Origin of the sequence: Pseudomonas retamae, assembly GCF_043496865.1 — a bacterium.
GTDB classification, from domain to species: Bacteria; Pseudomonadota; Gammaproteobacteria; order Pseudomonadales; family Pseudomonadaceae; genus Aquipseudomonas; species Aquipseudomonas retamae.
The window spans coordinates 1-26,872 of sequence record NZ_JBIEIL010000010.1 but is presented as its reverse complement, the minus strand read 5'-3'; the positions used below and the strand labels follow the sequence as shown (position 1 = coordinate 26,872).

At 60.7% G+C, this 26,872-nt stretch carries 20 protein-coding genes; 10 read left to right on the top strand and 10 right to left on the bottom strand.

Annotated elements, in window-relative coordinates; translation table 11 throughout:
• Window positions 1-40 precede the first annotated feature (40 nt).
• Window positions 41-2,416, bottom strand: a complete 2,376-nt coding sequence (ppsA, locus tag ACGSLL_RS19550; RefSeq protein WP_394507592.1) for a phosphoenolpyruvate synthase — start codon at window positions 2,414-2,416, stop codon at window positions 41-43.
• A gap of 174 nt (window positions 2,417-2,590) precedes the next feature.
• Between ppsA and ppsR the strand changes: the two genes are divergently transcribed.
• The gene (ppsR, locus tag ACGSLL_RS19545; protein WP_016773826.1) at window positions 2,591-3,409 is read left to right on the top strand and encodes a posphoenolpyruvate synthetase regulatory kinase/phosphorylase PpsR; all 819 of its coding nucleotides are present in this window, start codon (window positions 2,591-2,593) and stop codon (window positions 3,407-3,409) included.
• A 133-nt stretch (window positions 3,410-3,542) separates the two neighbouring features.
• Here ppsR and prpD read toward each other — a convergent pair whose 3' ends face one another.
• The 6 genes from prpD to ACGSLL_RS19515 form a co-directional block, all read right to left on the bottom strand.
• Window positions 3,543-5,027: a 2-methylcitrate dehydratase gene (prpD, locus tag ACGSLL_RS19540; RefSeq protein WP_394507591.1), complete on the bottom strand. Its 1,485-nt coding sequence runs from the start codon at window positions 5,025-5,027 to the stop codon at window positions 3,543-3,545.
• Window positions 5,028-5,353: 326 nt separating this feature from the next.
• Window positions 5,354-6,544 carry a 2-methylaconitate cis-trans isomerase PrpF gene (prpF, locus tag ACGSLL_RS19535; RefSeq protein ID WP_394507590.1) on the bottom strand — a complete coding sequence of 397 codons (1,191 nt, stop codon included), beginning with the start codon at window positions 6,542-6,544 and terminating at the stop codon, window positions 5,354-5,356.
• Window positions 6,545-6,598: 54 nt separating this feature from the next.
• The gene (acnD, locus tag ACGSLL_RS19530) at window positions 6,599-9,193 is read right to left on the bottom strand and encodes a Fe/S-dependent 2-methylisocitrate dehydratase AcnD (protein ID WP_394507589.1); all 2,595 of its coding nucleotides are present in this window, start codon (window positions 9,191-9,193) and stop codon (window positions 6,599-6,601) included.
• 201 nt (window positions 9,194-9,394) lie between these two features.
• Window positions 9,395-10,522: a bifunctional 2-methylcitrate synthase/citrate synthase gene (gene prpC / locus ACGSLL_RS19525; RefSeq protein ID WP_394507588.1), complete on the bottom strand. Its 1,128-nt coding sequence runs from the start codon at window positions 10,520-10,522 to the stop codon at window positions 9,395-9,397.
• A gap of 66 nt (window positions 10,523-10,588) precedes the next feature.
• The gene (gene prpB / locus ACGSLL_RS19520) at window positions 10,589-11,482 is read right to left on the bottom strand and encodes a methylisocitrate lyase (protein WP_203421366.1); all 894 of its coding nucleotides are present in this window, start codon (window positions 11,480-11,482) and stop codon (window positions 10,589-10,591) included.
• A complete protein-coding gene (locus ACGSLL_RS19515) occupies window positions 11,479-12,201 on the bottom strand; it encodes a GntR family transcriptional regulator (RefSeq protein ID WP_394507734.1) in 723 nt (240 codons plus the stop codon). Before ACGSLL_RS19515 ends, prpB begins: the two co-directional genes overlap by 4 nt.
• Before the next feature lie 402 nt (window positions 12,202-12,603).
• Between ACGSLL_RS19515 and rloA the strand changes: the two genes are divergently transcribed.
• The 4 genes from rloA (at window position 12,604) to pabB (ending at window position 17,309) form a co-directional block, all read left to right on the top strand.
• A complete protein-coding gene (rloA, locus tag ACGSLL_RS19510; protein ID WP_258451494.1) occupies window positions 12,604-13,140 on the top strand; it encodes a retropepsin-like aspartic peptidase RloA in 537 nt (178 codons plus the stop codon).
• A 5-nt stretch (window positions 13,141-13,145) separates the two neighbouring features.
• Window positions 13,146-14,681, top strand: a complete 1,536-nt coding sequence (gene rloB / locus ACGSLL_RS19505; protein ID WP_090282539.1) for an osmotic stress tolerance membrane protein RloB — start codon at window positions 13,146-13,148, stop codon at window positions 14,679-14,681.
• Window positions 14,681-15,667 carry an alpha-L-glutamate ligase-like protein gene (locus tag ACGSLL_RS19500; RefSeq protein ID WP_056784132.1) on the top strand — a complete coding sequence of 329 codons (987 nt, stop codon included), beginning with the start codon at window positions 14,681-14,683 and terminating at the stop codon, window positions 15,665-15,667. Before rloB ends, ACGSLL_RS19500 begins: the two co-directional genes overlap by 1 nt.
• A 298-nt stretch (window positions 15,668-15,965) precedes the next feature.
• Window positions 15,966-17,309, top strand: a complete 1,344-nt coding sequence (gene pabB / locus ACGSLL_RS19495; protein ID WP_394507587.1) for an aminodeoxychorismate synthase component I — start codon at window positions 15,966-15,968, stop codon at window positions 17,307-17,309.
• Window positions 17,310-17,501: 192 nt separating this feature from the next.
• Here pabB and thrH read toward each other — a convergent pair whose 3' ends face one another.
• The gene (thrH, locus tag ACGSLL_RS19490; RefSeq protein WP_394507586.1) at window positions 17,502-18,119 is read right to left on the bottom strand and encodes a bifunctional phosphoserine phosphatase/homoserine phosphotransferase ThrH; all 618 of its coding nucleotides are present in this window, start codon (window positions 18,117-18,119) and stop codon (window positions 17,502-17,504) included.
• Between the two features lie 164 nt (window positions 18,120-18,283).
• Between thrH and ACGSLL_RS19485 the strand changes: the two genes are divergently transcribed.
• The 3 genes from ACGSLL_RS19485 to ACGSLL_RS19475 all read left to right on the top strand — a co-directional run bounded on the left by ACGSLL_RS19485 (window position 18,284) and on the right by ACGSLL_RS19475 (window position 21,924).
• Entirely contained in the window at window positions 18,284-19,024 is a 741-nt protein-coding gene (locus ACGSLL_RS19485) for a phosphoadenylyl-sulfate reductase (RefSeq protein ID WP_093103105.1), read from the top strand.
• 577 nt (window positions 19,025-19,601) lie between these two features.
• Entirely contained in the window at window positions 19,602-21,140 is a 1,539-nt protein-coding gene (locus ACGSLL_RS19480) for an NCS1 family nucleobase:cation symporter-1 (protein ID WP_394507585.1), read from the top strand.
• A 55-nt stretch (window positions 21,141-21,195) separates the two neighbouring features.
• Window positions 21,196-21,924 carry an aspartate/glutamate racemase family protein gene (locus tag ACGSLL_RS19475; RefSeq protein WP_258449899.1) on the top strand — a complete coding sequence of 243 codons (729 nt, stop codon included), beginning with the start codon at window positions 21,196-21,198 and terminating at the stop codon, window positions 21,922-21,924.
• Between the two features lie 118 nt (window positions 21,925-22,042).
• Here ACGSLL_RS19475 and ACGSLL_RS19470 read toward each other — a convergent pair whose 3' ends face one another.
• A complete protein-coding gene (locus ACGSLL_RS19470) occupies window positions 22,043-22,966 on the bottom strand; it encodes a LysR family transcriptional regulator (RefSeq protein WP_394507584.1) in 924 nt (307 codons plus the stop codon).
• Between the two features lie 125 nt (window positions 22,967-23,091).
• On the opposite strand from ACGSLL_RS19470, the gene ACGSLL_RS19465 reads away from it, so the two are divergent.
• Window positions 23,092-23,838, top strand: a complete 747-nt coding sequence (locus ACGSLL_RS19465) for a 3-oxoacyl-ACP reductase family protein (RefSeq protein ID WP_394507583.1) — start codon at window positions 23,092-23,094, stop codon at window positions 23,836-23,838.
• Between the two features lie 75 nt (window positions 23,839-23,913).
• Here ACGSLL_RS19465 and ACGSLL_RS19460 read toward each other — a convergent pair whose 3' ends face one another.
• Window positions 23,914-24,609, bottom strand: coding sequence for an HAD-IA family hydrolase (locus ACGSLL_RS19460; protein WP_394507582.1), 696 nt, complete (start codon window positions 24,607-24,609; stop codon window positions 23,914-23,916).
• 242 nt (window positions 24,610-24,851) lie between these two features.
• Between ACGSLL_RS19460 and ACGSLL_RS19455 the strand changes: the two genes are divergently transcribed.
• A partial coding sequence (locus ACGSLL_RS19455; RefSeq protein WP_394507581.1) for a DUF6531 domain-containing protein occupies window positions 24,852-26,872 on the top strand: 2,021 nt, incomplete at its 3' end.

The window sequence follows — 26,872 nt, the reverse complement described above, 5'->3', positions numbered from 1 at the left end:
GGCTCGCTCCCACAGGGTCAGGCCATCATTCACATGTTGATCAAGCCTGCGCCTGACCTTCGGCGAGGAAGAACCAGGTTTCCAGCACGGTGTCCGGGTTCAGCGACACGCTTTCGATGCCCTGCTCCATCAGCCATTTGGCCAGGTCCGGGTGGTCCGAAGGGCCCTGACCGCAGATACCGATGTACTTGCCGGCCTTGTTGCAGGCCTGAATCGCGTTGGCCAGCAGCTTCTTGACCGCTGGATTACGCTCGTCGAACAGGTGCGCGATGATACCGGAATCGCGGTCCAGACCCAGGGTCAACTGGGTCAGGTCGTTGGAACCGATCGAGAAACCATCGAAGAACTCAAGGAATTCATCGGCCAGAATCGCATTGGATGGCAGTTCGCACATCATGATCACGCGCAGACCGTTGTCGCCACGGGCCAGGCCGTTTTCGGCGAGCAGGTCCACTACCTGGCTGGCTTCACCAAGCGTACGGACGAACGGCACCATGATTTCGACGTTGGTCAGGCCCATCTCGTTGCGCACACGCTTAAGCGCGCGGCATTCGAGTTCGAAGCAGTCGCGGAACGATTCGCTGATGTAACGCGAAGCGCCACGGAAGCCCAGCATCGGGTTTTCTTCTTCCGGCTCGTAGAGCTTGCCGCCGATCAGGTTGGCGTATTCGTTGGACTTGAAGTCCGACAGACGCACGATGACTTTCTTCGGTGCGAACGCGGCCGCCAGGGTGCTGATGCCTTCGACCAGTTTCTCGACATAGAAACCGACCGGATCATCGTAACCGGCGATGCGCTTGTCGACGCTTTCCTTGATTTCCTGCGGCAGACCGTCGTAGTTCAACAGCGCTTTCGGGTGCACGCCAATCATGCGGTTGATGATGAATTCCAGACGGGCCAGGCCCACACCGGCGTTCGGCAGTTGCGCGAAGTCGAAGGCGCGGTCCGGGTTGCCGACGTTCATCATGATCTTGAACGGCAGCTCCGGCATGGCGTCAACGGAATTTTTCTTGATGTCGAAGCCCAGTTCGCCTTCGAAGATGTAACCGGTGTCGCCTTCGGCGCAGGACACGGTCACGCCCTGGCCATCCTTCAGCAGTTGGGTGGCGTTGCCGCAACCGACCACCGCCGGAATGCCCAGCTCGCGCGCGATGATCGCCGCGTGGCAGGTACGCCCGCCACGGTTGGTGACGATGGCGCTGGCGCGTTTCATCACCGGTTCCCAGTCCGGGTCGGTCATGTCGGACACCAGCACGTCGCCCGGCTGGACCTTGTCCATCTCGGAAACGTCTTTGATGATCCGCACTTTGCCGGCGCCGATGCGCTGGCCGATGGCGCGACCTTCCACCAGCACGGTGCCGGTTTCCTTGAGCAGGTAACGTTCCATGACGTTGGCCTGGGTGCGGCTTTTCACGGTTTCCGGACGCGCCTGCACGATGTACAGCTTGCCGTCGTCACCGTCCTTGGCCCACTCGATGTCCATCGGGCAGCCGTAGTGCTTCTCGATGATCATCGCCTGCTTGGCCAGTTCGCTGACTTCAGCGTCGGTCAGGCAGAAACGTGCGCGTTCGGCCTTGTCGACATCGACCGTCTTGACCGAACGACCGGCCTTGGCCTCGTCGCCGTAGATCATCTTGATGGCTTTGCTGCCCAGGTTGCGACGCAGGATCGCCGGACGACCGGCTTTCAGCGTGCCCTTGTGCACATAGAACTCATCCGGGTTGACCGCGCCTTGTACGACGGTTTCGCCCAGGCCGTAGGCGCCGGTGATGAATACCACGTCGCGGAAGCCCGATTCGGTATCGAGGGTGAACATCACGCCGGCGGTGCCGGTTTCCGAACGCACCATGCGCTGCACGCCGGCCGACAGGGCGACCAGCTTGTGGTCGAAGCCCTGGTGCACGCGGTAGGAAATCGCACGGTCGTTGAACAGCGAAGCGAACACCTCTTTGGCGGCGCGGATAACGTTTTCCACGCCACGGATGTTCAGGAAGGTTTCCTGTTGACCGGCGAACGACGCGTCCGGCAGGTCTTCGGCGGTGGCAGAGGAACGCACGGCCACAGCGACATCAGGATTACCGGCCGACAACGCGGCGAACGCGGTACGGATCTCGGTGTTGAGTTTTTCAGGGAATTCGGCGTCCATGATCCACTGGCGGATCTGCGCGCCGGTCTTGGCCAGGGCATTGACGTCGTCGACGTCGAGCGCGTCGAGGGCCTTGTGGATCTGCTCGTTCAGGCCGCTCAGTTCGAGGAAGTCACGATAGGCCTGAGCCGTCGTGGCGAAGCCGCCGGGGACCGAAACACCGGCGCCTGCCAGGTTACTGATCATCTCGCCCAGGGATGCGTTCTTGCCCCCCACATGCTCAACATCGTGTTTGCCGAGCTTATCGAGGGAAACTACGTACTCTACCAAGGTGATCTCTCCACTAACTGTGTTGGAAAAGCTCAGAAGCCGGCGGCCCGGGGGAGCCTTGGCCGGCTGTATGGCCTGGACCTGGAAAATAAGTGAGAATGCGGGCCAATCGCGGCCGACAAATCGCGCCTATCATATCCAAGAGCGTCAATTAACTTAAGGCCCAAGGTGCAAATGAAACGATCCGCTTTCTTCATCTCCGATGGCACCGGCATCACTGCCGAAACCCTGGGTCAAAGCCTGTTGGCGCAGTTCGAAAACATTACCTTCAGCAAGTTCACGCGGCCGTACATCGACAGCGTTGAAAAAGCGCGGGCCATGGTACAACAAATCAACAAAGCCGCTGAAACCGACGGCTTTCGGCCGATCATCTTCGACACCATCGTCAATCAGGACATCCGTGAGATTCTCGCAACGTCCAATGGTTTCATGATCGACATTTTCTCGACCTTCCTCGCCCCGCTCGAACAGGAACTGACCGAGCATTCGTCGTACACCGTCGGCAAGTCGCATTCGATCGGGCACAACTCCAATTACATGGAGCGCATCGAGGCGGTGAACTTTGCCCTCGACAACGATGACGGCGCCCGCACCCACTATTACGACAAAGCCGATCTGATACTAGTCGGCGTGTCGCGATGCGGCAAAACGCCGACGTGTCTGTATATGGCGATGCAGTTCGGCATCCGTGCGGCCAACTATCCGCTGACCGAAGACGACATGGAACGCCTGACCCTGCCGACCGCCCTGCGCGCCCATCAGCACAAGCTGTTCGGCCTGACCATCGACCCGGACCGCCTCACCGCCATCCGCAACGAGCGCAAGCCCAACAGCCGCTATTCGAGCTACGCCCAGTGCGAGTTCGAAGTGCGCGAAGTGGAAAACCTGTTCCGCCGCGAGAACATCCCGCACATCAACTCCACGCATTTTTCCGTGGAAGAGATTTCCGCGAAGATTCTGGTGGAGAAAGGGGTTGAGCGGCGGTTCAAGTAGTTTTGCGGTGCCTCATCTGACGCTATCGCGGGCAAGCCCGCTCCCACAGGTTCTGAAGGCGTTCACAATTGCTGTGTCCATCACAAATCCCTGTGGGAGCGGGCTTGCCCGCGAAGAACGATAACGCGGTCTGTCAGATCACGAACAGGTCGATGAATCGATTCACCGGTGTCGCTTCCAGCCGCGCCTGATCCTCGCACAGCGCAAAAATCTCTGCGCAACGCTGCCCGACATAACGCGTCGCCAGGTTGGCCTTGAACTTGTCCTCCAGCAACGGAATGCCCTCAGCCCGGCGGCGGCGATGGCCGAGCGGGTATTCCACGAGCACGTTGTCGGTGCTGCTGCCGTCCTTGAAAAACACCTGTACCGCATTGGCAATCGAGCGCTTGTCGGGCTCGAGGTATTCGCGACTGAATTGCGGATCTTCAACGATGACCATTTTTTCGCGCAGCACGTCGATGATCGGGTGCGCCTTGTGGAAATCGTCTTCGTACTGCTCGGCGATCAAAGTGCCGAACGCCAGCGGCACGGCGGTCATGTACTGCAGGCAATGATCGCGGTCGGCAGCATTGGCCAGTGGCCCGACCTTGGAAATGATACGGATCGCCGATTCATGGGTGGTGATGACGATCCGGTCGATTTCATGCAGACGATTGCGCACCTGCGGGTGCAAGGTCACCGCCGCTTCGCAGGCCGTTTGCGCGTGAAACTCGGCAGGAAAGCTGATCTTGAACAGCACGTTTTCCATCACATAACTGCCGAACGGTCGGGAAAAACTGAAAGCGCGTTTGTCCTCTGGCTTCAGCGCCAGATCATTGTTGGTGTGGCTGAACGACACGTCGTAAAAGCCCCACTGTTTCGCACTCAGGACACCGGGAATGCCCATCTCGCCGCGCATGGCGATATCGGCCAGACGCACACCACGACTCGCCGCATCGCCCGCTGCCCAGGATTTGCGCGAACCGGCGTTCGGCGCGTGACGGTAGGTGCGCAATGCCTGACCATCGGCAAAGGCATGCGACAGCGCTGACAGCAATTGCTCTCGATGAGCACCCATGAGTCGGGCGCTGACGGCGGTCGAGGCGACTTTGACCAGCATCACGTGGTCGAGGCCGACGCGATTGAAAGAGTTTTCCAAAGCGATCACACCCTGAATCTCGTGGGCCATGATCATCGCTTCCAGCACATCGCGAATCGTCAGCGCTGCTTCGCCGTTGGCGATACGTTTTTGCGACAAGTGATCGGCGACCGCGAGAATGGCGCCGAGGTTGTCCGACGGATGCCCCCACTCGGCGGCGAGCCAGGTGTCGTTGTAATCCAGCCAGCGGACGATGCAGCCGATGTCCCACGCGGCTTTCACCGGATCGAGGCGGAAGCTGGTGCCGGGCACTCGCGCACCAAAAGGCACAACCGTACCCTCGACGATCGGGCCGAGGTGTTTGGTGCATTCGGGAAACCGCAGCGCCAGCAGGCCGCAGCCCAACGTGTCCATCAGGCAGTTGCGGGCGGTGTCGAGGGCTTCGGCGGAGGGGGTTTTGAAGGTCAGGACGTAGTCGGCGATCGTCTGCAGGACATCGTCGTAGTCGGGGCGGTTGTTCAGGTCGACGTTGGCGCTCATGGCTGTTTTCCTGTTCTGAATGTGAGTGGTGGGGTCTTCCTCAAAGGCCTGGCGGGTTATGGTCGAGTGGTGTCTGGTTATTGTGTGTCGTGTCAGAGGGTAGCCCCTCACCCTAGCCCTCTCCCGAGGGAGAGGGGACCGATCGGGGGATGCTGTTGAGGTTCACCGACCTGAAAGCACGTCGCTGAACCCCGAATCACAGGAGTCGAACGCTTCGCTCAATCCATAATCGACTCGATCTCTCAGGTCGATGTATGACGCAAGACACCTTGGTCGGCCCCCTCTCCCTTTGGGAGAGGGCTGGGGTGAGGGTAAAAAATGCCGGGTCAGAAAGAATCCCCGGGCACGCGCACGTAGCCTTCCATCAGAACCCGCGCACTGCGACTCATGATGGCTTTCTTCACCACCCACTCGCCGTTTTCCAGACTAGCCTCGGCACCGACGCGCAACGTCCCGGACGGATGGCCAAAGCGCACGGCATTGCGCTCGACTCCGCCAGCGGCAAGGTTGACCAGCGTGCCAGGAATCGCCGCGGCCGTGCCGATGGCCACCGCCGCGGTGCCCATCATCGCGTGGTGCAGCTTGCCCATCGACAGCGCGCGCACCAGCAGATCGACGTCGCCAGCGTTAACAGCCTTGCCGCTGGACGCCAGGTAATCCGCTGGCCTGGCGACAAACGCGACTTTCGGCGTGTGCTGACGCTTCGCTGCTTCCTCAATGTTCGCGATCAGGCCCATGCGTAGTGCGCCGTACGCGCGAATCGTCTCGAACAGCAGCAGCGCTTTCGGATCGCTGTTGATCGCGCCTTGCAGTTCGGTGCCGGTGTAGCCGATGTCTTCAGCGTTGACGAAAATGGTCGGAATGCCTGCGTTGATCAGCGTTGCCTTGAACGTGCCGACACCCGGCACTTCCAGTTCGTCGACCAGATTGCCGGTGGGGAACATCGAACCGCCGCCGCCCTCTTCTTCCGCCGCCGGGTCCATGAACTCCACCTGCACTTCAGCAGCGGGAAAGGTCACGCCATCAAGTTCGAAGTCACCGGTTTCCTGCACTTCGCCATCGGTGATCGGCACGTGGGCAATAATCGTTTTGCCGATGTTGGCCTGCCACACGCGCACCACCGCGATACCGTCGTGCGGGATGCGGCTGGCGTCGACCAGACCGTTGCTGATGGCAAACGAACCGACCGCCGCCGAGAGGTTGCCGCAGTTGCCGCTCCAGTCCACGAACGGTTTGTCGATGGAGACCTGACCGAACAGGTAGTCGACGTCGTGATCGGCGCGGGTGCTCTTCGACAGGATCACGGTTTTGCTGGTGCTCGACGTCGCGCCGCCCATGCCGTCGATCTGCTTGTCGTACGGGTCGGGGCTGCCAATTACCCGCAGCAAGAGAGCATCGCGAGCCGGGCCGGGAACCTGCGCGGCCTTGGGCAGATCCTTGAGGCTGAAGAACACGCCTTTGCTGGTGCCGCCGCGCATGTAAGTGGCGGGGATCTTGATTTGTGGTGCGTGAGCCATATTGCTCCTTACCGAAAGCATGGGACTTAAGATCCCATGCCCACATCAGTTGATTTAAACGGCAACCGCCGACTCTTCAAGGAAGTCCTGAGCGAAGCGCTGCAACACGCCGCCGGCCTCGTAGATCGACACTTCTTCAGCGGTATCCAGACGGCAGGTCACCGGCACTTCCACCCGCTCGCCATTTTTACGATGGATCACCAGCGTCAAGTCCGCGCGCGGTTTGCGCTCGCCGATCACGTCGTAGGTTTCGCTGCCATCAATTGCCAGCGTGTGACGGTTGGTGCCCGGTTTGAACTCCAGCGGCAGCACGCCCATGCCCACCAGATTGGTGCGGTGGATGCGCTCGAAGCCTTCGGCGGCAATCGCCTCGACACCGGCCAGGCGCACGCCTTTGGCTGCCCAGTCACGGGACGAGCCCTGACCGTAATCGGCGCCGGCGATGATGATCAGCGGCTGCTTGCGTTCCATATAGGTTTCGATGGCTTCCCACATGCGCATCACTTTGCCTTCCGGCTCGACACGGGCCAGCGAACCCTGCTTGACCTGGCCGTTTTCCACGACCATTTCGTTGAACAGTTTCGGGTTGGCAAACGTTGCGCGCTGCGCGGTCAAGTGGTCGCCACGGTGGGTGGCGTAAGAGTTGAAGTCCTCTTCCGGCAGGCCCATTTTTGCCAGGTATTCGCCAGCGGCGCTGTCGAGCATGATCGCGTTGGAGGGCGACAGGTGATCGGTGGTGATGTTGTCCGGCAGCACCGCCAGCGGGCGCATGCCCTTGAGCGGTCGCGCGCCGGCCAGCGCGCCTTCCCAGTACGGCGGACGGCGGATGTAGGTGCTCATCTTGCGCCACTCGTACAGCGGCGCGACTTTCGGGCCGGTGTCTTCGTGAACGGCGAACATCGGAATGTAGACCTGACGGAACTGCTCAGGCTTGACCGAAGATTTCACCACCGCATCGATTTCTTCGTCGCTCGGCCAGATGTCTTTGAGGCGGATTTCCTTGCCATCGACCACGCCCAGCACATCCTTTTCGATGTCGAAGCGGATGGTCCCGGCGATGGCGTAAGCGACCACCAGCGGCGGCGAAGCGAGGAATGCCTGCTTGGCATACGGGTGAATGCGCCCGTCGAAGTTGCGGTTGCCGGAAAGCACGGCGGTCGCATACAGATCACGGTCGATGATTTCTTGCTGGATCACCGGATCGAGCGCGCCGGACATGCCGTTGCAGGTGGTGCAGGCGAAGGCGACCACGCCGAAACCGAGCTGCTCCAGCTCAGTGGTCAGCCCCGCTTCGTCGAGGTACAGCGCCACGGTTTTCGAACCCGGCGCCAGCGACGATTTCACCCACGGCTTGCGGGTCAGGCCGAGCCGATTGGCATTGCGCGCCAAAAGGCCTGCGGCGATGACGTTGCGCGGGTTGCTGGTGTTGGTGCAACTGGTGATGGCGGCGATGATTACCGCGCCGTCGGGCATCTGGCCCGGCACGTCATCCCACTGCCCGGAGATGCCTTTGGCGGCCAGATCGGACACCGCGACGCGGGCGTGCGGGTTGCTCGGCCCGGCCATGTTGCGCACCACCGACGACAGATCGAAGGTCAGACCACGCTCGTATTGCGCGCCTTTCAGGCTGTCGGCCCACAGGCCGGTGAGCTTGGCGTACTGCTCGACCAGTTGTACCTGCTGGTCTTCGCGACCAGTGAGTTTCAGGTAATCGATGGTCTGCTGGTCGATGTAGAACATCGCTGCGGTGGCACCGTATTCCGGGGCCATGTTGGAGATGGTCGCGCGGTCGCCGAGGGTCAGGGCTGCGGCGCCTTCACCGAAGAATTCCAGCCACGCGCCAACAACTTTCTGTTTGCGCAGGTATTCGGTCAGCGCCAGGACCATGTCGGTGGCGGTGATGCCCGGCTGCAGCTTGCCGGTCAGCTCGACGCCAACACTCTCCGGCAAACGCATCCACGAGGCGCGACCGAGCATCACGCTTTCGGCTTCGAGGCCGCCGACGCCGATGGCGATTACGCCCAAGGCATCGACGTGCGGGGTGTGGCTGTCGGTGCCGACGCAGGTGTCAGGGAACGCCACGCCTTCACGCACCTGAATCACCGGAGACATTTTCTCCAGGTTGATCTGGTGCATGATGCCGTTGCCCGGCGGGATCACATCAACGTTCTTGAAGGCCTTCTTGGTCCAGTTGATGAAGTGAAAACGATCCTCGTTGCGACGGTCTTCAATCGCGCGGTTCTTTTCGAACGCCTGAGCATCGAAACCACCCGCCTCGACGGCCAGCGAGTGGTCGACGATCAGTTGCGTCGGCACCACCGGGTTGACCTGCGCCGGGTCGCCGCCCTGCAAGGCGATCGCGTCGCGCAGACCGGCAAGATCGACCAGTGCGGTCTGGCCGAGAATGTCGTGGCAGACCACCCGCGCCGGAAACCACGGGAAATCGAGGTCGCGTTTACGCTCGATCAATTGCTTGAGGGAATCAGTGAGCGTGGCCGGGTCGCAGCGCCGCACGAGGTTTTCCGCGAGTACGCGCGAGGTGTACGGCAGGGTGTCGTAGCTGCCGGGCTGGATTGCCTCGACTGCCGCACGGGCGTCGAAGTAATCCAGAGGACTGCCGGGCAGGGTTTTACGAAATTGTGTGTTCATCGGGTCAGGACTCGGGTCACGGTAAATGCAAAAAGTGACGTCTGACACAGGCCTTGAATTCCACCTGCCCCCTGTGGGAGCGAGCCTGCTCGCGAAAGCGGTAGATCAGTCGACATCCATAGTGAATGTCAGTCCGTCTTCGCGAGCAGGCTCGCTCCCACAGGGTCATGGGGTGTACTCAGGTTCCCGTCAGCTCACCATTCAGCGACGTTCGATTGGCACGAACTTGCGCTGTTCGACGCCGGTGTACTCGGCGCTTGGACGGATGATGCGGTTGTTGGCGCGCTGTTCGAACACGTGCGCGGCCCAGCCGGTCAGGCGCGAGCAGACGAAGATCGGCGTGAACAGCTTGGTCGGGATGCCCATGAAGTGGTACGCCGAGGCATGGTAGAAATCGGCGTTCGGGAACAGCTTCTTCTGCTCCCACATGGTCTTGTCGATGGCTTCGGAAACCGGGAACAGCACCTTGTCGCCGACTTCGTCCGCGAGTTTTTTCGACCAGCCCTTGATCACCTCGTTGCGCGGGTCGCTGTCCTTATAGATCGCGTGGCCGAAGCCCATGATCTTGTCCTTGCGCTCGAGCATGCCGAGGGTGCCTTTGATCGCCTCTTCCGGTGACGAGAAGCGCTCGATCATTTCCATCGCTGCTTCGTTGGCGCCGCCGTGCAACGGGCCGCGCAGCGAACCGATCGCCGCGGTGACGCAGGAATACAGATCGGACAGGGTCGAGGCGCACACGCGGGCGGTGAAGGTCGAGGCGTTGAATTCGTGCTCGGCGTAGAGGATCAGCGACACGTTCATCACTTTGACGTGCAACTCGCTCGGTTTCTTGCCGTGCAGCAGGTGCAGGAAGTGGCCGCCAATGGTCGGCTCGTCACTGACGCAATCGATGCGTTTGCCGTCATGGCTGAAGCGATACCAGTAGCACATGATCGCCGGGAACGCGGCAAGCAGGCGGTCAGTCTTGTCGCGCTGCTCGGAGAAGTCTTTCTCCGGCTCGATGTTGCCAAGGAACGAGCAACCGGTGCGCATCACATCCATCGGATGGGCGTCGGCCGGGATGCGTTCGAGCACTTCCTTCAAGGCTTGTGGCAGGTCGCGCAGTTTGCCGAGCTTTTGCTGGTAATCGGCGAGTTGCGCCTGGGTCGGCAGTTCGCCGTACAGCAGCAGGTAGGCGACTTCCTCGAATTGCGCGTCGGCGGCCAGTTCACGCACGTCGTAGCCGCGATAGGTCAGCCCGGCACCGGCCTGGCCCACGGTGGACAGCGCGGTTTGCCCGGCCACCTGGCCACGGAGCCCGGCGCCACTGAGTACTTTTGCTTCGGCCATTGTTGTCTCCAGTTTTCTTGAATTTGTAGGGGAAACAGGTGGGAGCAGCCCCCCACAGGGTTTTGATCAGCCTTTCTTCTGTGCAAACAGCGCATCGAGCTTCTGTTCGAAGGTGTGGTAGTCAATGCGATCGTAAAGCTCCATGCGAGTCTGCATGGTGTCGATGACATTCTGTTGCGTGCCGTCGCGGCGGATCGCGGTGTAGACGTTTTCCGCCGCCTTGTTCATCGCGCGGAACGCCGACAGTGGGTAAAGCACCAGCGACACGTCGGCGCCGGCCAGTTGCTCGGTGGTGTACAACGGCGTCGCGCCGAATTCGGTGATGTTGGCCAGGATCGGCGCTTTCACGCGGCTGGCGAACAGCTTGTACATGTCCAGTTCGGTGATGGCTTCCGGGAAAATCATGTCGGCACCGGCCTCGATGCATGCGGCGGCACGATCAAGTGCCGATTCCAGCCCTTCCACCGCCAGCGCATCGGTGCGCGCCATGATCACGAAGCTGTCGTCGGTGCGCGCATCGACGGCGGCTTTGATGCGGTCGACCATTTCCTGCTGGCTGACGATTTCTTTATTGGGACGATGGCCGCAGCGCTTGGCGCCGACCTGATCCTCGATGTGAATGGCCGCCGCGCCGAACTTGCTCATCGACTTGACGGTACGCGCGACGTTGAACGCCGAGGAACCGAAACCGGTATCCACATCCACCAGCAACGGCAGATCGCAGACGTCAGTAATGCGCCGCACATCGGTGAGCACGTCATCCAGACCGGTGATGCCCAGATCCGGCACGCCGAGCGAACCTGCGGCCACCCCGCCACCGGACAGGTAGATCGCCTTGAAACCGGCGCGCTTGGCCAGCAGCGCGTGATTGGCGTTGATCGCGCCGACCACTTGCAAAGGGTGCTCGCTGGCGACCGCATCGCGGAAACGCTGGCCTGGAGTGTTCGGGTTGGAACTCATGACTCACCTCGTTCAGTGGCTGTCTGGTTATGGGCGCCGTCCTGGTAATGACGGGCAATGTTGCGTTTCGAGGCGCCGATGTGGCGGCGCATCAACAATTCGGCGAGCTCACCGTCACGGTCGGCGATGGCATCGAGAATCCGGTGGTGTTCGGCAAAGGCCTGGCGCGGGCGGTTCGGCGTGGTGGAAAACTGGATGCGGTACATGCGCACCAGTTGGTACAGCTCGCCGCAGAGCATTTGCGTCAGCGTGCGGTTGCCGCTGCCCTGAATGATCCGGTAGTGGAAATCGAAATCGCCTTCCTGCTGGTAATAACCGACGCCGGCCTGGAACGCCGCGTCGCGCTCGTGGGTTTCCAGCACCCGGCGCAATTCGTCGATTTCTTCGACGCTCATGCGCTCGGCGGCGAGCCGGCAGGCCATGCCTTCAAGGGATTCGCGGATTTCATAGAGTTCGAGCAGTTCGGCGTGGCTGAGCGACACCACCCGCGCGCCGACATGCGGCACCCGCACCAGCAGGCGCTGGCCTTCCAGACGATGGATCGCCTCGCGCAACGGCCCGCGACTGATGCCGTAGGTGCGCGCCAGCTCCGGTTCGGAGATCTTGCTGCCCGGCGCGATCTCGCCTTTGACGATGGCCGCCTGAATGCGCCGGAAGACGTTCTCCGAGAGCGTTTCCGTATCGTCGCCGCTGATGACCGGGGGATCGAGTTGATCCAGCATGATTGTCGACACCTTTAAATCCAATGCGGCAAAAACTAGCCAATTGAACGCCATACGTCAAAGGATAAATACGGATTGTCGACAATCGTCTAATAACCAGATTAATAGAACGCTTTGATACCTGTCGGAGCGAGCCTGCTCGCGAATGCGGTGTGTCAATCAAAGATGTTTCGAATGACCCACCGCTTTCGCGAGCAGGCTCGCTCCCACAAGGGGAACCCGTCAGGGGTTATAGACCGGCTGTGGCGCTGGCGCCATAAAACCACCGTGCTAGAATGCCGCCCGCATTTGCTGGCCATTTGTACGGCTTGTCATAAAAAGCTGCCAGGCACACGAAAGGTCTTGGGCAACTACTGCCAAAGGCCTGAACCGACCACGGAACGCTGCGCACCAGGATTTATGAGACTCAAGCCTTATCCCGCCTTTTTTGCCCTTTTCTGCCTGCCCGGCCTCGCCGCCGCGGGGGAAAAAACCGTGTACGGCCTCAACGAATACGCTTCGCTTGACGGCATCAACCTCGAAGTCGCGGCCAAACTCGACACCGGCGCGAAAACCGCCTCGCTGAGTGCCCGCGACATCAAACGCTTCAAACGCAACGGTGAGTCCTGGGTACGTTTCTATCTGGCGATCGATGCCGCGCATTCGCACCCGATCGAACGGCCGCTGGCACGGGTCAGCAAGATCAAGCGCCGCGCCGGCGACTACGACCCGGAAGAAGGCAAGAAGTACACCGCCCGTCCGGTGATCGAGCTGGATATCTGCATGGGTTCGGCGCTGCGCAGCATCGAAGTGAACCTGACCGACCGAAGTGCGTTCCAATATCCGCTTTTGATCGGCTCCGAGGCGCTGAAACGCTTCGACGCGCTGGTCGACCCCAGTCTTAAATACGCTGCCGGCAAACCTGCCTGCACCATCGCCGCTCATACCGCCGAGTAATTTCCATGCGTTCTCTAACCTTCCACCTGAAAATCCTGATCGCCGTTCTGGTGCTGCTGGGCGTTTCGGTTACGGCCTATCAGATTTTCGTGCTCGGCATCCCGGTGACCGAAGACGCCACCGACGACTTGTGGAACATCGACGCCAAGGTCGAGTTCGTCGCCAGCACCAAGGATCCGGTGAAGATCCAGATGTTCGTGCCGCCGCTGAGCCGCGATTACGTCAGTCTCAACGAGAGCTTCATCTCCAATAATTACGGGGTCGCGGTGAACCGCGTCGATGGCAACCGCAAGGTGACCTGGTCGGCCCGGCGTGCCAAGGGCAACCAGACCCTGTATTACCGTCTGGTCCTGACCAAGCGCTACACCGCGGAGAAATCCAAGGTCAAAGGCCCGACGTTCCGCGACAGCATGGTCATCGAAGGCCCGGAAAAGATCGCTGCCGAAGCCCTGCTCGCACCGATCCGCCAGCACTCGGCGGACGTCGAAACGTTTATTGGCGAGGCGATCAAGCGCGTCAACAATCTCAATGACGACAACGTGAAACTGCTGCTGGCCGGCGACCCGTCGACCGCGCACAAAGCCAAGATCGTCGAACTGCTGCTGTCCATCGCCCACGTACCGGTGGAAAAAGTCCACACCATCCGCCTCGTCGCCGACCAGCCGCAAATGCCTGAATTGTGGCTGCGCAGCTTCAACGGCAACGACTGGCTGTACTTCAACCCGGAAACCGGTGAGCAAGGCCTGCCGACCGACCGCCTGCTGTGGTGGACCGGCGACGAAAACCTGATCACCGTCGACGGCGGCAAGAAAGCCAACGTGACCTTCAGCCTCAACAACAGCGAGATGAACGCGATTCGTCTGGCCAAGCTGACCGACGAAAACACCGACGCCAACTTCCTCGAATACTCGCTGTACGGCCTGCCGCTGCAGACCCAACAGACGTTCATGATCATGGTGATGATCCCGATCGGCGTGCTGGTGATTCTGATCCTGCGCAACCTGATCGGCCTGCAGACCCTCGGTACCTTCACCCCTGTACTGATCGCCCTCGCCTTCCGCGAAACGCAACTGGGCTTCGGTATCTTGCTGTTCACGGTGATTACCGCGCTGGGGCTGTCGCTGCGTTCGTATCTGGAACACCTGAAACTGCAAATGCTGCCGCGCCTGTCGGTGGTGCTGACGTTTGTCGTGGTGCTGATCGCGGCGATCAGTTTGTTCAGCCATAAACTGGGTCTGGAACGCGGTCTGTCGGTGGCGCTGTTCCCGATGGTGATTCTGACCATGACCATTGAACGGCTGTCGATCACCTGGGAAGAACGCGGTGCCAACCATGCGCTGAAAGTGGCGATCGGCACGCTGTTTGCCGCCTCGCTGGCGCACCTGATCATGACCGTGCCGGAGCTGGTGTACTTCGTGTTTACCTTCCCGGCGATCCTGCTGATTCTGGTCGGCTTCATGCTGGCGATGGGTCGCTATCGCGGCTACCGCCTGACCGAGCTGGTGCGTTTCAAGGCTTTCCTGAAGAAGGCTGACGCCTGATGTTCGGTTTCTGGAAGACCTGGAAGGCCCTGGAGGCGCGCGGCATCATGGGCATCAATCGGCGTAATGCCGACTACGTGCTCAAGTACAACAAGCGCAGCCTCTACCCGATCGTCGACGACAAGATCCTCACCAAGGAGCGCGCCATCGCCGCCGGCATTCATGTGCCGGAGCTGTACGGGGTGATCTCCACCGAGAAGGAAATTGACAAGCTCGACGAGATCATCGGCGGGCGCAGCGACTTCGTGATCAAACCGGCCCAGGGCGCGGGCGGCGACGGCATCATTGTCATCGCCGACCGCTTCGAGGGTCGTTATCGCACGGTGTCGGGCAAGATCCTCGCCCACGAAGAGCTCGAGCACCACATCTCGAGCATCCTCACCGGCCTGTATTCGCTGGGCGGTCACCGTGACCGCGCGCTGATCGAATACCGCGTTACGCCGGACCAGATCTTCAAAAGCATCAGCTACGAAGGTGTGCCGGACATCCGCATCATCGTGCTGATGGGCTACCCGGTGATGGCCATGCTGCGCCTGCCAACCCGCCAGTCCGGCGGCAAGGCCAACCTGCACCAGGGCGCGATCGGCGTCGGTGTCGATCTGGCAACCGGCCTGACGCTGCGCGGCACCTGGCTGAACAACATCATCACCAAACACCCCGACACCACCAACGCGGTGGACGGCGTGCAACTGCCCTACTGGGACGGTTTCATGAAACTCGCCGCCGGCTGCTATGAGTTGTGCGGGCTGGGTTATATCGGCGTGGACATGGTGCTTGATCAGGAGAAAGGCCCGCTGATTCTCGAGCTGAATGCGCGGCCGGGGCTGAACATCCAGATCGCCAATGACTGCGGACTGACCTTGCGTACCCATGCGGTGGAAGCACGGCTGGAAGAGCTGAAGGCGCGCGGCGTGACGGAATCGGTTGAAGAGCGGGTGGCGTTTACTCAGGAGATGTTTGGGCATATTCCGGCGGTCGAGGGCTGATCCGCCACAATGATCGTTCCCACGCTCTGCGTGGGAACGATCAAAAAGCCAAGGGCAAAAGCCCCTCACCCTAGCCCTCTCCCGGAGGGAGAGGGGACTGACCGTGGTGGATGCGAGCGATACGCTGACCTGGGAAGTCCAGTCGAACTCAGGCCTTGAATAGCATGGAGATCGGCTCCCCTTCCCCCTCGCCCCCCTGGGGGAGAGGGCTGGGGTGAGGGGGTGGCTTTTGACTTTGCTCTGGCAGCGCAGAGGACTACAATCCCCACCCCGCCTCCACGGCCGATCTGCCCCGCCCATGTTGACCTGCTCCGTACACCCGCTGCCCTATCGCGCCAATCCCGCCGACTACTTCGCGGTCATCCGCAACGCGCCCGGCGCCGTGCTGCTCGACAGTGGTCGGCCGAGTGCCGAGCGGGGTCGCTTCGACCTGCTCAGCGCCTGGCCGCTGGAGCAATTGGCGGTGTTGCCGGATGAAAGCGGTGCGCATTTTCTGCAGCGCCTGCGCGATAACCTCGACCGCTTGGGCGAGGCTGATCTGCCAACGGGCTGCGAGCTGCCATTCGCCGGCGGCCTGATCGGCTACCTGAGCTATGACTTCGGCCGACATCTGGAGAATCTGCCGAGCCAGGCCCAGGATGATCTGCAACTGCCGGACGCGCGTTTTGGGTTATACGACTGGGCACTGATCAGCGATCACCACGCGCAAACCAGCCAATTGGTCTTTCACCCATCGCTTGCAAACAATGAACAGCAGCGACTGATCGCTCTGTTCACGCAGCCGGCGGTTGATGCGTTGATTCCGTTCAAACTCAATCAACCAATGACCGCCGACCTCTCGGCCGACGATTACCGTCAGGCGTTCGAGCGCATTCAGCAGTACATCCAGGCCGGCGACTGCTATCAGGTCAACTTTGCGCAACGCTTCCGCGCTGAGTGCCAGGGCGATCCATGGCTGGCTTACTGCAAATTGCGCGAAGCCTGCCCGACGCCGTTCTCCGGTTTCCAGAGCCTGCCCGACGGCGGCGCGGTGCTGAGCCTGTCGCCGGAACGTTTCGTCAAAGTCAGCCAGCGTCAGGTCGAAACCCGCCCGATCAAAGGTACCCGCCCCCGCGGTCTGACGCCAACCGAAGACGCCGCCAACGCCGCGGAACTGCTGGCCAGCCCCAAGGATCGTGCGGAAAACCTGATGATCGTCGACCTGTTGCGCAACGATCTTGGCCGTACCTGTCGCATCGGCTCGGTGCAGGTACCGGAGTTGTTCAGCCTGGAAAGCTATCCGAATGTGCATCATCTGGTCAGCAGCGTGACCGGGGAACTGGCAGAGGATCGCGATGCACTGGACCTGATCGCCGGCAGCTTCCCCGGCGGCTCGATCACCGGCGCCCCGAAGATTCGTGCGATGCAGATTATCGACGAACTGGAGCCGACCCGGCGCGGCCTGTATTGCGGGTCGTTGCTGTATCTGGACGTGCGCGGCGAGATGGACAGCTCCATCGCCATTCGCAGTCTGTTGGTCAAGAATGGGCAGGTGTGCTGCTGGGGCGGCGGCGGGATCGTCGCCGATTCGGACTGGCAGGCGGAGTATCAGGAGTCGATCACCAAGGTCCGCATCCTCCTCGACACCCTGCAAAACCTCTAAAAGCTTCGTCGGAACGCCGCCCGGAGCATGTTGATGATCGTTCCCACGCTCCGCGTGGGAACGCAGCCCGGGACGCTCCGCGTTCCCATCCAAAGCCGAACGCGGAACGTCCGTTGAGGCATTCCTTTGCTGCGCGTGGGAACGATCACCGTGTAGGAGCGAGCCTGCTCGCGAAGGCGCCCTTTCAGACAACTACAAACTCAACTCTCTATTCGAGGCTTTCAGGAATTCCTGCTTCAGTTCCTCAAAAGTATGCACCGCCGGAAACTGCGGAAACTCGCGGATCACATTGTCCGGCGCATGAAACAGAATCCCGGCATCCGCTTCACCCAGCATGCTTGTGTCGTTGTACGAATCCCCTGCCGCAATCACCCGGTAATACAAGCTCTTGAACGCCAGCACCGATTGGCGCTTGGGGTCTTTCTGGCGCAACTGATAGCTGGTCACGCGCCCGGTTTCGTCAGTAATCAGACGATGGCAAAGCAGCGTCGGGAAACCCAGCTGGCGCATCAGCGGCTGGGAAAACTCATAGAACGTGTCCGACAGAATCACCACCTGAAAGCGCTCACGCAGCCAGTCGACGAACTCCACCGCGCCGTCCAGCGGCTTGAGCGTGGCGATCACTTCCTGGATGTCCGACAGTTTCAAGCCGTGCTCATCGAGGATGCGCAGACGTTGCTTCATCAGCACGTCGTAGTCGGGAATGTCCCGGGTGGTGGCCTTGAGCGAGTCGATGCCGGTTTTCTCAGCGAACGCGATCCAGATTTCCGGTACCAGTACCCCTTCAAGATCCAGGCAAGCAATTTCCACAAGACACTCCCGTTTGTAGTGATTATTGAGTCGAGCGAGGCCGAACTCTAGCGACTCGACTGCCGACGCGCAACGCACGGCGCGCCCCCGAGCCTTGCTGCTTTTTGTTACCATCGGCGCCATATAGAGCGCCCAGCGCCACCGACCTGTAGGAAGCCGCCCTGATGAGCCCAACGTTCGACGTCGTGGAACTCGCCACGACCTATGCCAACAAATCCGCACAAGACATCCTCAAACTCGCCTTCGCCGAGTTCGGTGATGAGCTGTGGATATCTTTCAGCGGTGCCGAGGATGTGGTGCTGGTGGACATGGCCTGGAAGCTCAACAAGAACGTCAAAGTGTTCAGCCTCGATACCGGTCGCCTGCACCCGGAGACCTACCGTTTCATCGAACAGGTGCGCGAGCACTACAAGATCGACATTGAAATCGTCTCGCCGGACCACGCGAAACTCGAGCCGTTCGTGAAGGAAAAAGGCCTGTTCAGTTTCTACCGCGACGGCCACGGCGAATGCTGCGGCATCCGCAAGATCGAACCGCTGCGGCGCAAGCTCGCTGGCGTCAAGGCCTGGGCCACCGGCCAGCGCCGCGATCAAAGCCCGGGCACACGCAGTGCCGTCGCGGTACTGGAAATCGACACGGCGTTCTCCACCCCGGAGCGCACCTTGTACAAGTTCAACCCGTTGGCGCAGATGACCAGCGAAGAAATCTGGGGCTACATCCGCATGCTCGAGCTGCCTTACAACAGCCTGCATGAACGCGGATTTATCAGCATCGGCTGCGAACCCTGCACCCGCCCTGTCCTGCCCAACCAGCACGAGCGCGAAGGCCGCTGGTGGTGGGAAGAAGCGACGCAGAAAGAGTGTGGGTTGCATGCGGGGAATATCATCAGCAAGAGCAAGGCGTGATCGCCTGTTGAAATGAGGTCCCCTGTGGGAGCGAGCCTGCTCGCGAAAGCGTAGTTTCAGTCAACATATTGTTTGCCTGTTCCACCGCATTCGCGAGCAGGCTCGCTCCCACACTGATATGTGCCGGCCGCCAACAAATGTGTACACACAAATGTCACCATCGGTGCCATTTATGTGTGCACTTTTCATTTCTGCGCCCTGAAAAGTTACATCCCCGCTCAACCCCCCTCCTTCGCGCCCTCGAGCAGAATCTTCCGCCGAAAATAATTACCTGTGCAATCGGTCAGTTTTTACCGCCCGGTTTTCAGCCACTTATCGTCTGTCAATAACCTTTCGAAATCAGTCACGCTGCGCATAGACCCGCAATTGGCACAGATCTCGCTTTAGTGCATACATGTTTTGTATACAAAACTGCAGAACATGAATCCACTTTCGATCCGCAAGCCTGAAGCGCCCTATCCCGTACAGGCTGCAGATGCCCCGTAACCAGTGATGTTGTCATTGTCGCGACGAAGATATGTCGAGCCCGCCGGCTCATGCACAGTCATCGCGGCCTGAACATCAGGAGCCTGCCGGAATGCGTACAAGTCTCTCCAATAACATCGCGCTGAATCTGCCCTCCTCCACGCTTGATCAGCCGTTGCCCGACGCCGGACCGAGCGAGCCGCTGCAACTGAGCCCACGTCTGCATAACAGCGACCTGGCGCCGACCAAGGTCGAAGGCCGGCGCTGGGGCAAATACAGCATCTTCGCGCTGTGGACGAATGATGTGCACAACATTGCCAACTATTCGTTCGCCATCGGCTTGTATGCGTTGGGTCTGGGCGGTTGGCAGATTCTGCTGTCGCTGGGGATCGGTGCGGCGCTGGTGTATTTTTTCATGAACCTGTCCGGTTACATGGGGCAGAAAACCGGGGTGCCGTTTCCGGTGATCAGCCGGATCAGTTTCGGCATTCACGGGGCGCAAATTCCTGCATTGATCAGGGCAGTTATCGCCATTGCCTGGTTCGGTATCCAGACGTATCTCGCCTCGGTGGTATTCCGCGTTTTGCTGACTGCCGTGCATCCCGGCTTCGCCGAATACGATCACAACTCGATCCTTGGTTTGTCGAGCCTGGGCTGGGTGTGTTTCGTGGCGATCTGGCTCGTGCAACTGGCGATTCTTGCTTATGGCATGGAGATGGTGCGTCGATACGAAGCGTTTGCCGGTCCGGTGATTCTGCTGACCGTCGCTGCCCTCGCCGCGTGGATGTACTTCCAGGCCAACGCAACCATCGCCTGGTCGATCCGCGAACCGCTGAGCGGTGCCGAGATGTGGCGCAACATTTTTGCCGGCGGCGCATTGTGGTTGGCGATCTATGGCACGTTGATTCTGAATTTCTGCGATTTCGCCCGCTCTTCGCCGTGCCGCAAGACTATCAAGGTGGGAAACTTCTGGGGCCTGCCGGTAAACATTCTGGTATTCGCTGCGATTACTGTCCTGCTCTGCGGCGCGCAATTTCAAATCAACGGGCGAATCATCGAAAGCCCGACCGAGATCATCGCCTCGATTCCCAACACGTTCTTTCTGGTACTCGGCTGCCTGGCGTTTCTGATCGTCACCGTGGCGGTGAACATCATGGCCAACTTCGTCGCGCCGGCATTCGTTTTGAGCAACCTGGCGCCGAAGTACCTGACCTTCCGTCGAGCCGGGTTGATCAGCGCGACCATCGCGGTGCTGATCCTGCCGTGGAATCTTTACAACAGCCCGCTGGTGATCGTGTATTTCCTCTCCGGTCTCGGCGCCCTGCTCGGCCCGCTGTACGGGGTGATCATGGTCGACTATTGGCTGATCCGCAAAGGCCGGATCAACGTGCCGCAGCTCTACAGCGAAGCCGCCGATGGCGCTTATTACTACAGCGGTGGCGTCAATTTCCGCGCCGTGGCGGCGTTCATTCCTGCGGCGCTGATCGCCATCGTCCTGGCGCTGGTGCCGGGTTTCCACAGCGTCTCACCTTTTTCCTGGCTGATCGGCGCCGGGATCGCCGGGATGCTTTATCTGATCATCGCCAAACGCCAGCCGCACTACGCCGACGTCAGCGGCGAGTCCATCGCGGTCGATAACGTCTGCCATTAATCCCTTCGCGGCCCGGTTTTCGGGCCGCACTACTGCCCGCAATAAGGATGTCCCCATGCGTATTCTCGTGGTCAACGTCAACACCACCGAATCCATCACCGAAGCCATCGCCCGTTCGGCGCAGGCGGTCGCGTCACCAGGCACCGAAATCGTCGGCCTGACCCCGTACTTCGGCGCCGACTCGATCGAAGGCAACTTCGAAAGCTACCTCGCCGCTATCGCCGTGATGGACCGGGTGATGTCTTACGACCAGCCGTTCGACGCGGTCATTCAGGCCGGCTACGGCGAACACGGCCGCGAAGGTCTGCAGGAACTGCTCAACGTGCCAGTGGTGGACATCACCGATGCGGCGGCGAGTACGGCGATGTTTCTCGGCCACGCCTATTCGGTGGTAACCACGCTCGATCGTACCGTGCCGCTGATCGAGGATCGGCTGAAACTGTCCGGTCTGTGGGACCGTTGCGCGTCGGTACGCGCCAGTGGGCTGGCCGTGCTCGAGCTGGAACACGAGCCGCAGCGGGCGCTGGAAGCGATTGTGCATCAGGCTGAATTGGCGGTGACTCAGGATAAGGCCGAGGTGATCTGTCTGGGTTGCGGCGGCATGGCCGGGCTCGATGAGCAGATTCGTCGGCGGACCGGGGTGCCGGTGGTCGATGGCGTGACGGCGGCGGTGACGATTGCCGAATCGCTGGTGCGCTTGCGTCTGTCGACGTCGAAAGTGCGCACTTACGCGACGCCGCGGCCGAAGAATATTGTGGGCTGGCCGGGGCGGTTTGCTCGCTGAGGTCATCATCGAAAACCCCGTCGCCCCATTCGCGAGCAGGCTCGCTCCCACATTAGCAATGCATTCCCTGTGGGAGCGAGCCTGCTCGCGAAAGGAACAACTCGGTCAAAAGCCCTGCTCAGATGGCACTGAACCGCCGCGCCAACCCCCGCTCCGCAAACTGCTCAATCACAAAGTCGACAAACGCCCGGGTCTTGCCCGGCAACAATTTATGCTCGGCGTAGTAAATCGAAATATTGCCATCGTCGACAAACCAGTCCGGCAGCACCCGCTGCAATGTCCCCGCCTGCAGATACCCGACCGCAAACGGCATGCTCACCAGCGCAATGCCCAACCCTTGCATCGCCGTCGCACACGCCGCTTCGGAATCGCTCATGGTCATCCGCGCCTGCAGCGTCAACGGACTGTGTTGCCGGTCCCGGTGGGTCAGTTGCCAGGAACGCACGCGCCCGGTTTGCGGCGAGCGAATCAGGATGCCGTCGTGCTGCTTGAGGTCGTCCGGCTGAGTGATCGCCGGGTGCGCCGACAGATAGTCCTGCGACGCGACGAGCACCCGATGAGCCGGGGTCAGTTTGCGTGCGACCACGCCCTGAGGCAGTTCGAAACCACCGCCAATTGCTGCATCGAAACCCTGGCCGATCAGATCGACCTGACGATTATCGAAATGCCAGTCCGGGTTGATCGCCGGGTAGCGCCGCAAAAAATCACCGAGCAGCGGCACGATATACAGACGCCCGAACACCGTGCCCATGCTGACTTTCAACGTGCCGGCGGGCTGGCCTCCGGCGCTGGCCAGATTGGCTACGGCATTCTGGATCGTGGTCAGGCTGGCGCTGACTTCGCTCAAAAACAATTGCCCGGCCTCGGTCAGCGTCAGGCTGCGTGTACTACGCTGGAACAGCCGCACGCCGAGCCGCGCCTCCAGTTTCGCCACACTCTTGCCGACTGCCGCGGGGGTCAGACTCAAGCGGCGCGCGGCCTCGGCAAAGCTGCCAACCTCGGCACTGCGCACGAAGCATTCGATACTGCTGAACGTTTCCATGATTACCACTATAAACTTCTGGTTTACACAGACTATAGCAATCAGGGTCTACACGGTTGTCGATACCACGCCGATACTCGGCACCAACAGCAAGGCATTCCGCCTTGAACATTTGGAGATCGAACATGACCACTCAACACCTCAGCGGCAAAGTCGCTCTGATCCAAGGCGGTTCGCGCGGCATCGGCGCTGCTATCGTCAACCGTCTGGCCGCTGAAGGCGCGGCCGTCGCCTTCACCTACGTCAGCTCCGCCGCCAAGGCTGAAGAATTGCAAAACAGCATCACCGCCAACGGCGGCAAAGCCTTGGCGATCAAGGCTGACAGCGCCGACGCCGAAGCCATCCGCCACGCCGTCAGCGCCACGGTCGAAGCCTTTGGCCGCCTCGACATTCTGGTCAACAACGCCGGCGTGCTGGCCATCGCGCCACTGGAAGACTTCAGTCTGGAAGATTTCGATCGGACGCTGGCCATCAACGTGCGCAGCGTATTCATCGCCTCGCAGGAAGCAGCGAAGCACATGAGCGAAGGCGCGCGAATCATCAACATCGGTAGCACCAACGCCGACCGCATGCCCTTCGGCGGTGGCGGTGTGTACGCCATGAGCAAGTCGGCGCTGGTCGGTCTGACCAAAGGCCTGGCCCGCGATCTCGGCCCGCGCGGAATCACCATCAACAACGTGCAACCCGGCCCGGTCGACACCGACATGAACCCGGCACACGGTGACTTCGCCGACAGCCTGATCCCGCTGATGGCCGTCGGGCGTTACGGCACCGCCGCGGAAATCGCCGGTTTCGTCGCTTATCTGGCAGGACCGGAAGCCGGGTACATCACCGGTGCCAGCCTGACCATCGACGGTGGTTTCGGCGCCTGATCGTACTGAGTTGCCTGAAAGTAAAAACGCCGCCGCTCCATTTATAGAGCGGCGGCGTTTTTTTATTTCAGATGTTCAGGCCCATTCCAGCATCGGCAAACCGAAGGCGCTTGGCGTAAAGCCTTTCAACGTACGAAGAATGCCGTCGGCGTGTGCGTACTTTTCGTCGGGCATCGCGGCATCGGGGATCGCGATGGCGGTCATTCCGGCTGCTTTCGCGGCGGTCACGCCGAACGGCGAATCCTCGAACACCAGACAATCCTGCGGCGCGACGCCCAGACGCCGTGCGGCGGTGAGGAAGATATCCGGTGCAGGCTTCGCTGCGCCGACTTCCGGATCGTCCGCCGTAACGATGAAATCGAACAGCGCGAACCAGTCGCGGTGCAGCGTGGTTTTCTGGCCGAACGACTGACGCGAGGAACTGGTGCCCACGGCGATCGGAACATTGTGCGCCTTGAGATGGCGGACCAATTCCTCTGCGCCCGGCATCGCTTGCGCCTTGGGGAAACGTTCGCGCATCAACGGCTCGCGGATCTGCAGGAACTCTTCAGCGGTGATCGGCAGCTCCAGCGCCTGCACCACGTAGTTCGCCAGGTCGTTGGCGCCACGGCCAATGATGTTCTGTTTGATGCTCCAGTCGAAGGTGCGCCCGTAGCGCCCGACAATCAGCGAAGTAACTTCGGTGTAGATGCCCTCGGTATCCAGCAGCAAACCGTCCATATCAAAAATCACGGCCTTGATCGGGCCAAACGCCTTCAGCGGTGCATTCATCGTGGATCCGTTATCAATGACATCCCAGGCGGCAAAATGGCCGCTGCCCGGATCGGATTAAAGGGTTCAGCAGCATAGCGAGCCCGACAGACACTGAGCAACGGCCAATGTCCGCGGGGCGCTGAAACACTCGCGAAAAATTAACGAAACATCCTACAGACACTGCCTACTTCCCCGACTTCTTTCTCTGTTGATCCCCCGCAAAGTCGCCGCACCTTTTTGAAGTGCGCGAGCGACTGCGAATGTTTGAACCTGATCGGCTCCTGGCCCTGAACAACAGCATCGGTTTGCTGGTGGTGGCCGCGCTGAATCCAAAGCAACCGGATTTCGAAGCCCTGATCGGCGAATTCCGCCTCTGCCTGAACAATTACGACGCCTGGGCCGAGCAGTTCTGGACCGGCACCGCGCTCGACATCGAGCAGGTGTTTACCGTCGGCAACGACGTGCGCCTCAGTGCGCCGATCACCTCGCGTGAGCCGCTGAGCTCATCGGTGGTCATGTGTTCGGCCAGCGGGTCTTTGACCCTGGTGCACCTGTTCGAAGCCGCGCGTTTTGTACCGATCGGCAATACACCGGTGATGCTTGAACCGCTGCTCGGCGAAGTCGACGGCGTCCCGTCCTTCGGCGAACCGCTGCGCTACACCATCGGCCCCAGCGGCATTCTGCAAGTCACCGACTGCGAGCGGGGCCAGCGTTATCGCATCACCTTCTTTCCCGATGTTTCCACTGCGCAGGTGCGGGCGCTGTATGCCTCTTATGAAGGGCTTATCGCGGAACTCGAAGGCTGGCTGCGCGGCGAGTGGGCGGGGTTTCAGCCGCAGTGGACGGAGTTTTCCAGCGCCGGATTTCTTGACCGTTACGGGCAGTTGCAACAGGCCGACTGGCGCGGTTTCGAGAACGCGCTCAACGGCGTTTGGGACGACGTTAAACAGGTCTTTGCCCTCCTCGCCGACTTGCAGCTCAACAGCGAAAAACTTCTCGATTTTTTGAGCGATGTCGAACTCGACGCACTGCTCGCGGCCTCCAGCGAGGCCATCGCCAACGCGCTGTTGATGCTCAGCGACGAGCCGCTGCTGTTCATTCATCTGGCCGCGTTTACCAGTTGGCTGAAGATGTTGCCGCCGCAGTACCTGGCCGAAGTGGTGGCCGAGGTGCGGGTCGAACTGCTGGTCAGTTTTTTGTTGATGCGCGTGGCGGGCGGTGCCGGTGTGTCGCTGCGTTTGAGCAGCAAGGTCTTGGACAAAATCAAGTCGCCACGGGCGCGGCAATGGCTGGCCGCCTCGGCGCTGCGTCTGACGGAGCTGACGTCGACGACGCCGGAACTGAACAAGCATGCCAGTGCGTTGAAACCGTTGATGCTGCATGCGCGTGACGTGGCGCTGAAACCCACACCCTCCATCCCGCTGAACATTCGTCAGGCCGATTCGGTGGTGCTGACGGTGCCGAATCCGGCGCCGCTGGCGCGGGGCAAGACTGGCGGCTCGACGCGGATGGAGCGCCACGAACCTCACGACGACTCGCCCGACCAAGCGAAAAACCCCAACGGCGACAGCGCCGATTGCGTGCCGCTGACCTGCACCAATGGTTGCCCGGTGTCGATGGTTACCGGTGAAGAGCTGCTGACACTGACGGATGCGGTGCTTGATGGTGTGCTGCCGTTCGAGTTCAGCCGTTTGTATCGCAGCAGTGCGGCTGAAATCGATGTGGGGATGGGGTTTGGCTGGAGCCATTCGCTGGCGCATCGGCTGGAGTTTTCCGCTGATGAAGTGGTCTGGGTCGACCATGAAAACCGGCGTACGCGGTTTCCTTTGCCGAATGCGACCCGGCCGGCGATTCACAACAGTTTGTCGCGGGCGGCGGTTTTTCTGGGGGATGAACCGGAGGAGCTGATTCTCGCGCTGGCCGGCGAGGCGGCGCGGTTTTATCACTTTCGCGCCGGGCGGCTGACGGTTGTCAGTGATGCGTATGGCAATCGGCTTTCGGTGCAGCGTGATCGGGCTGATCGGGTGCAGCGACTGGATAACGGCGCCGGTCGGGCTTTGTCGCTGCGTTATGACCGCGCACAACTGGTTGGCGTGGATTATCAGGTGTTTCGTGAGGGTGCCTGGTACACCGAACAGACGCTGGTTAGCTACCGCTTTGACGCTTATCAAAATCTGATCGAAGCCACCAACGCGGTCGGCGACAGCGAGCGTTACGACTACGACGACGCTCATGTGATTTTGCAGCGGCAACTGGCCGGCGGCGCCAGTTTCTTCTGGGA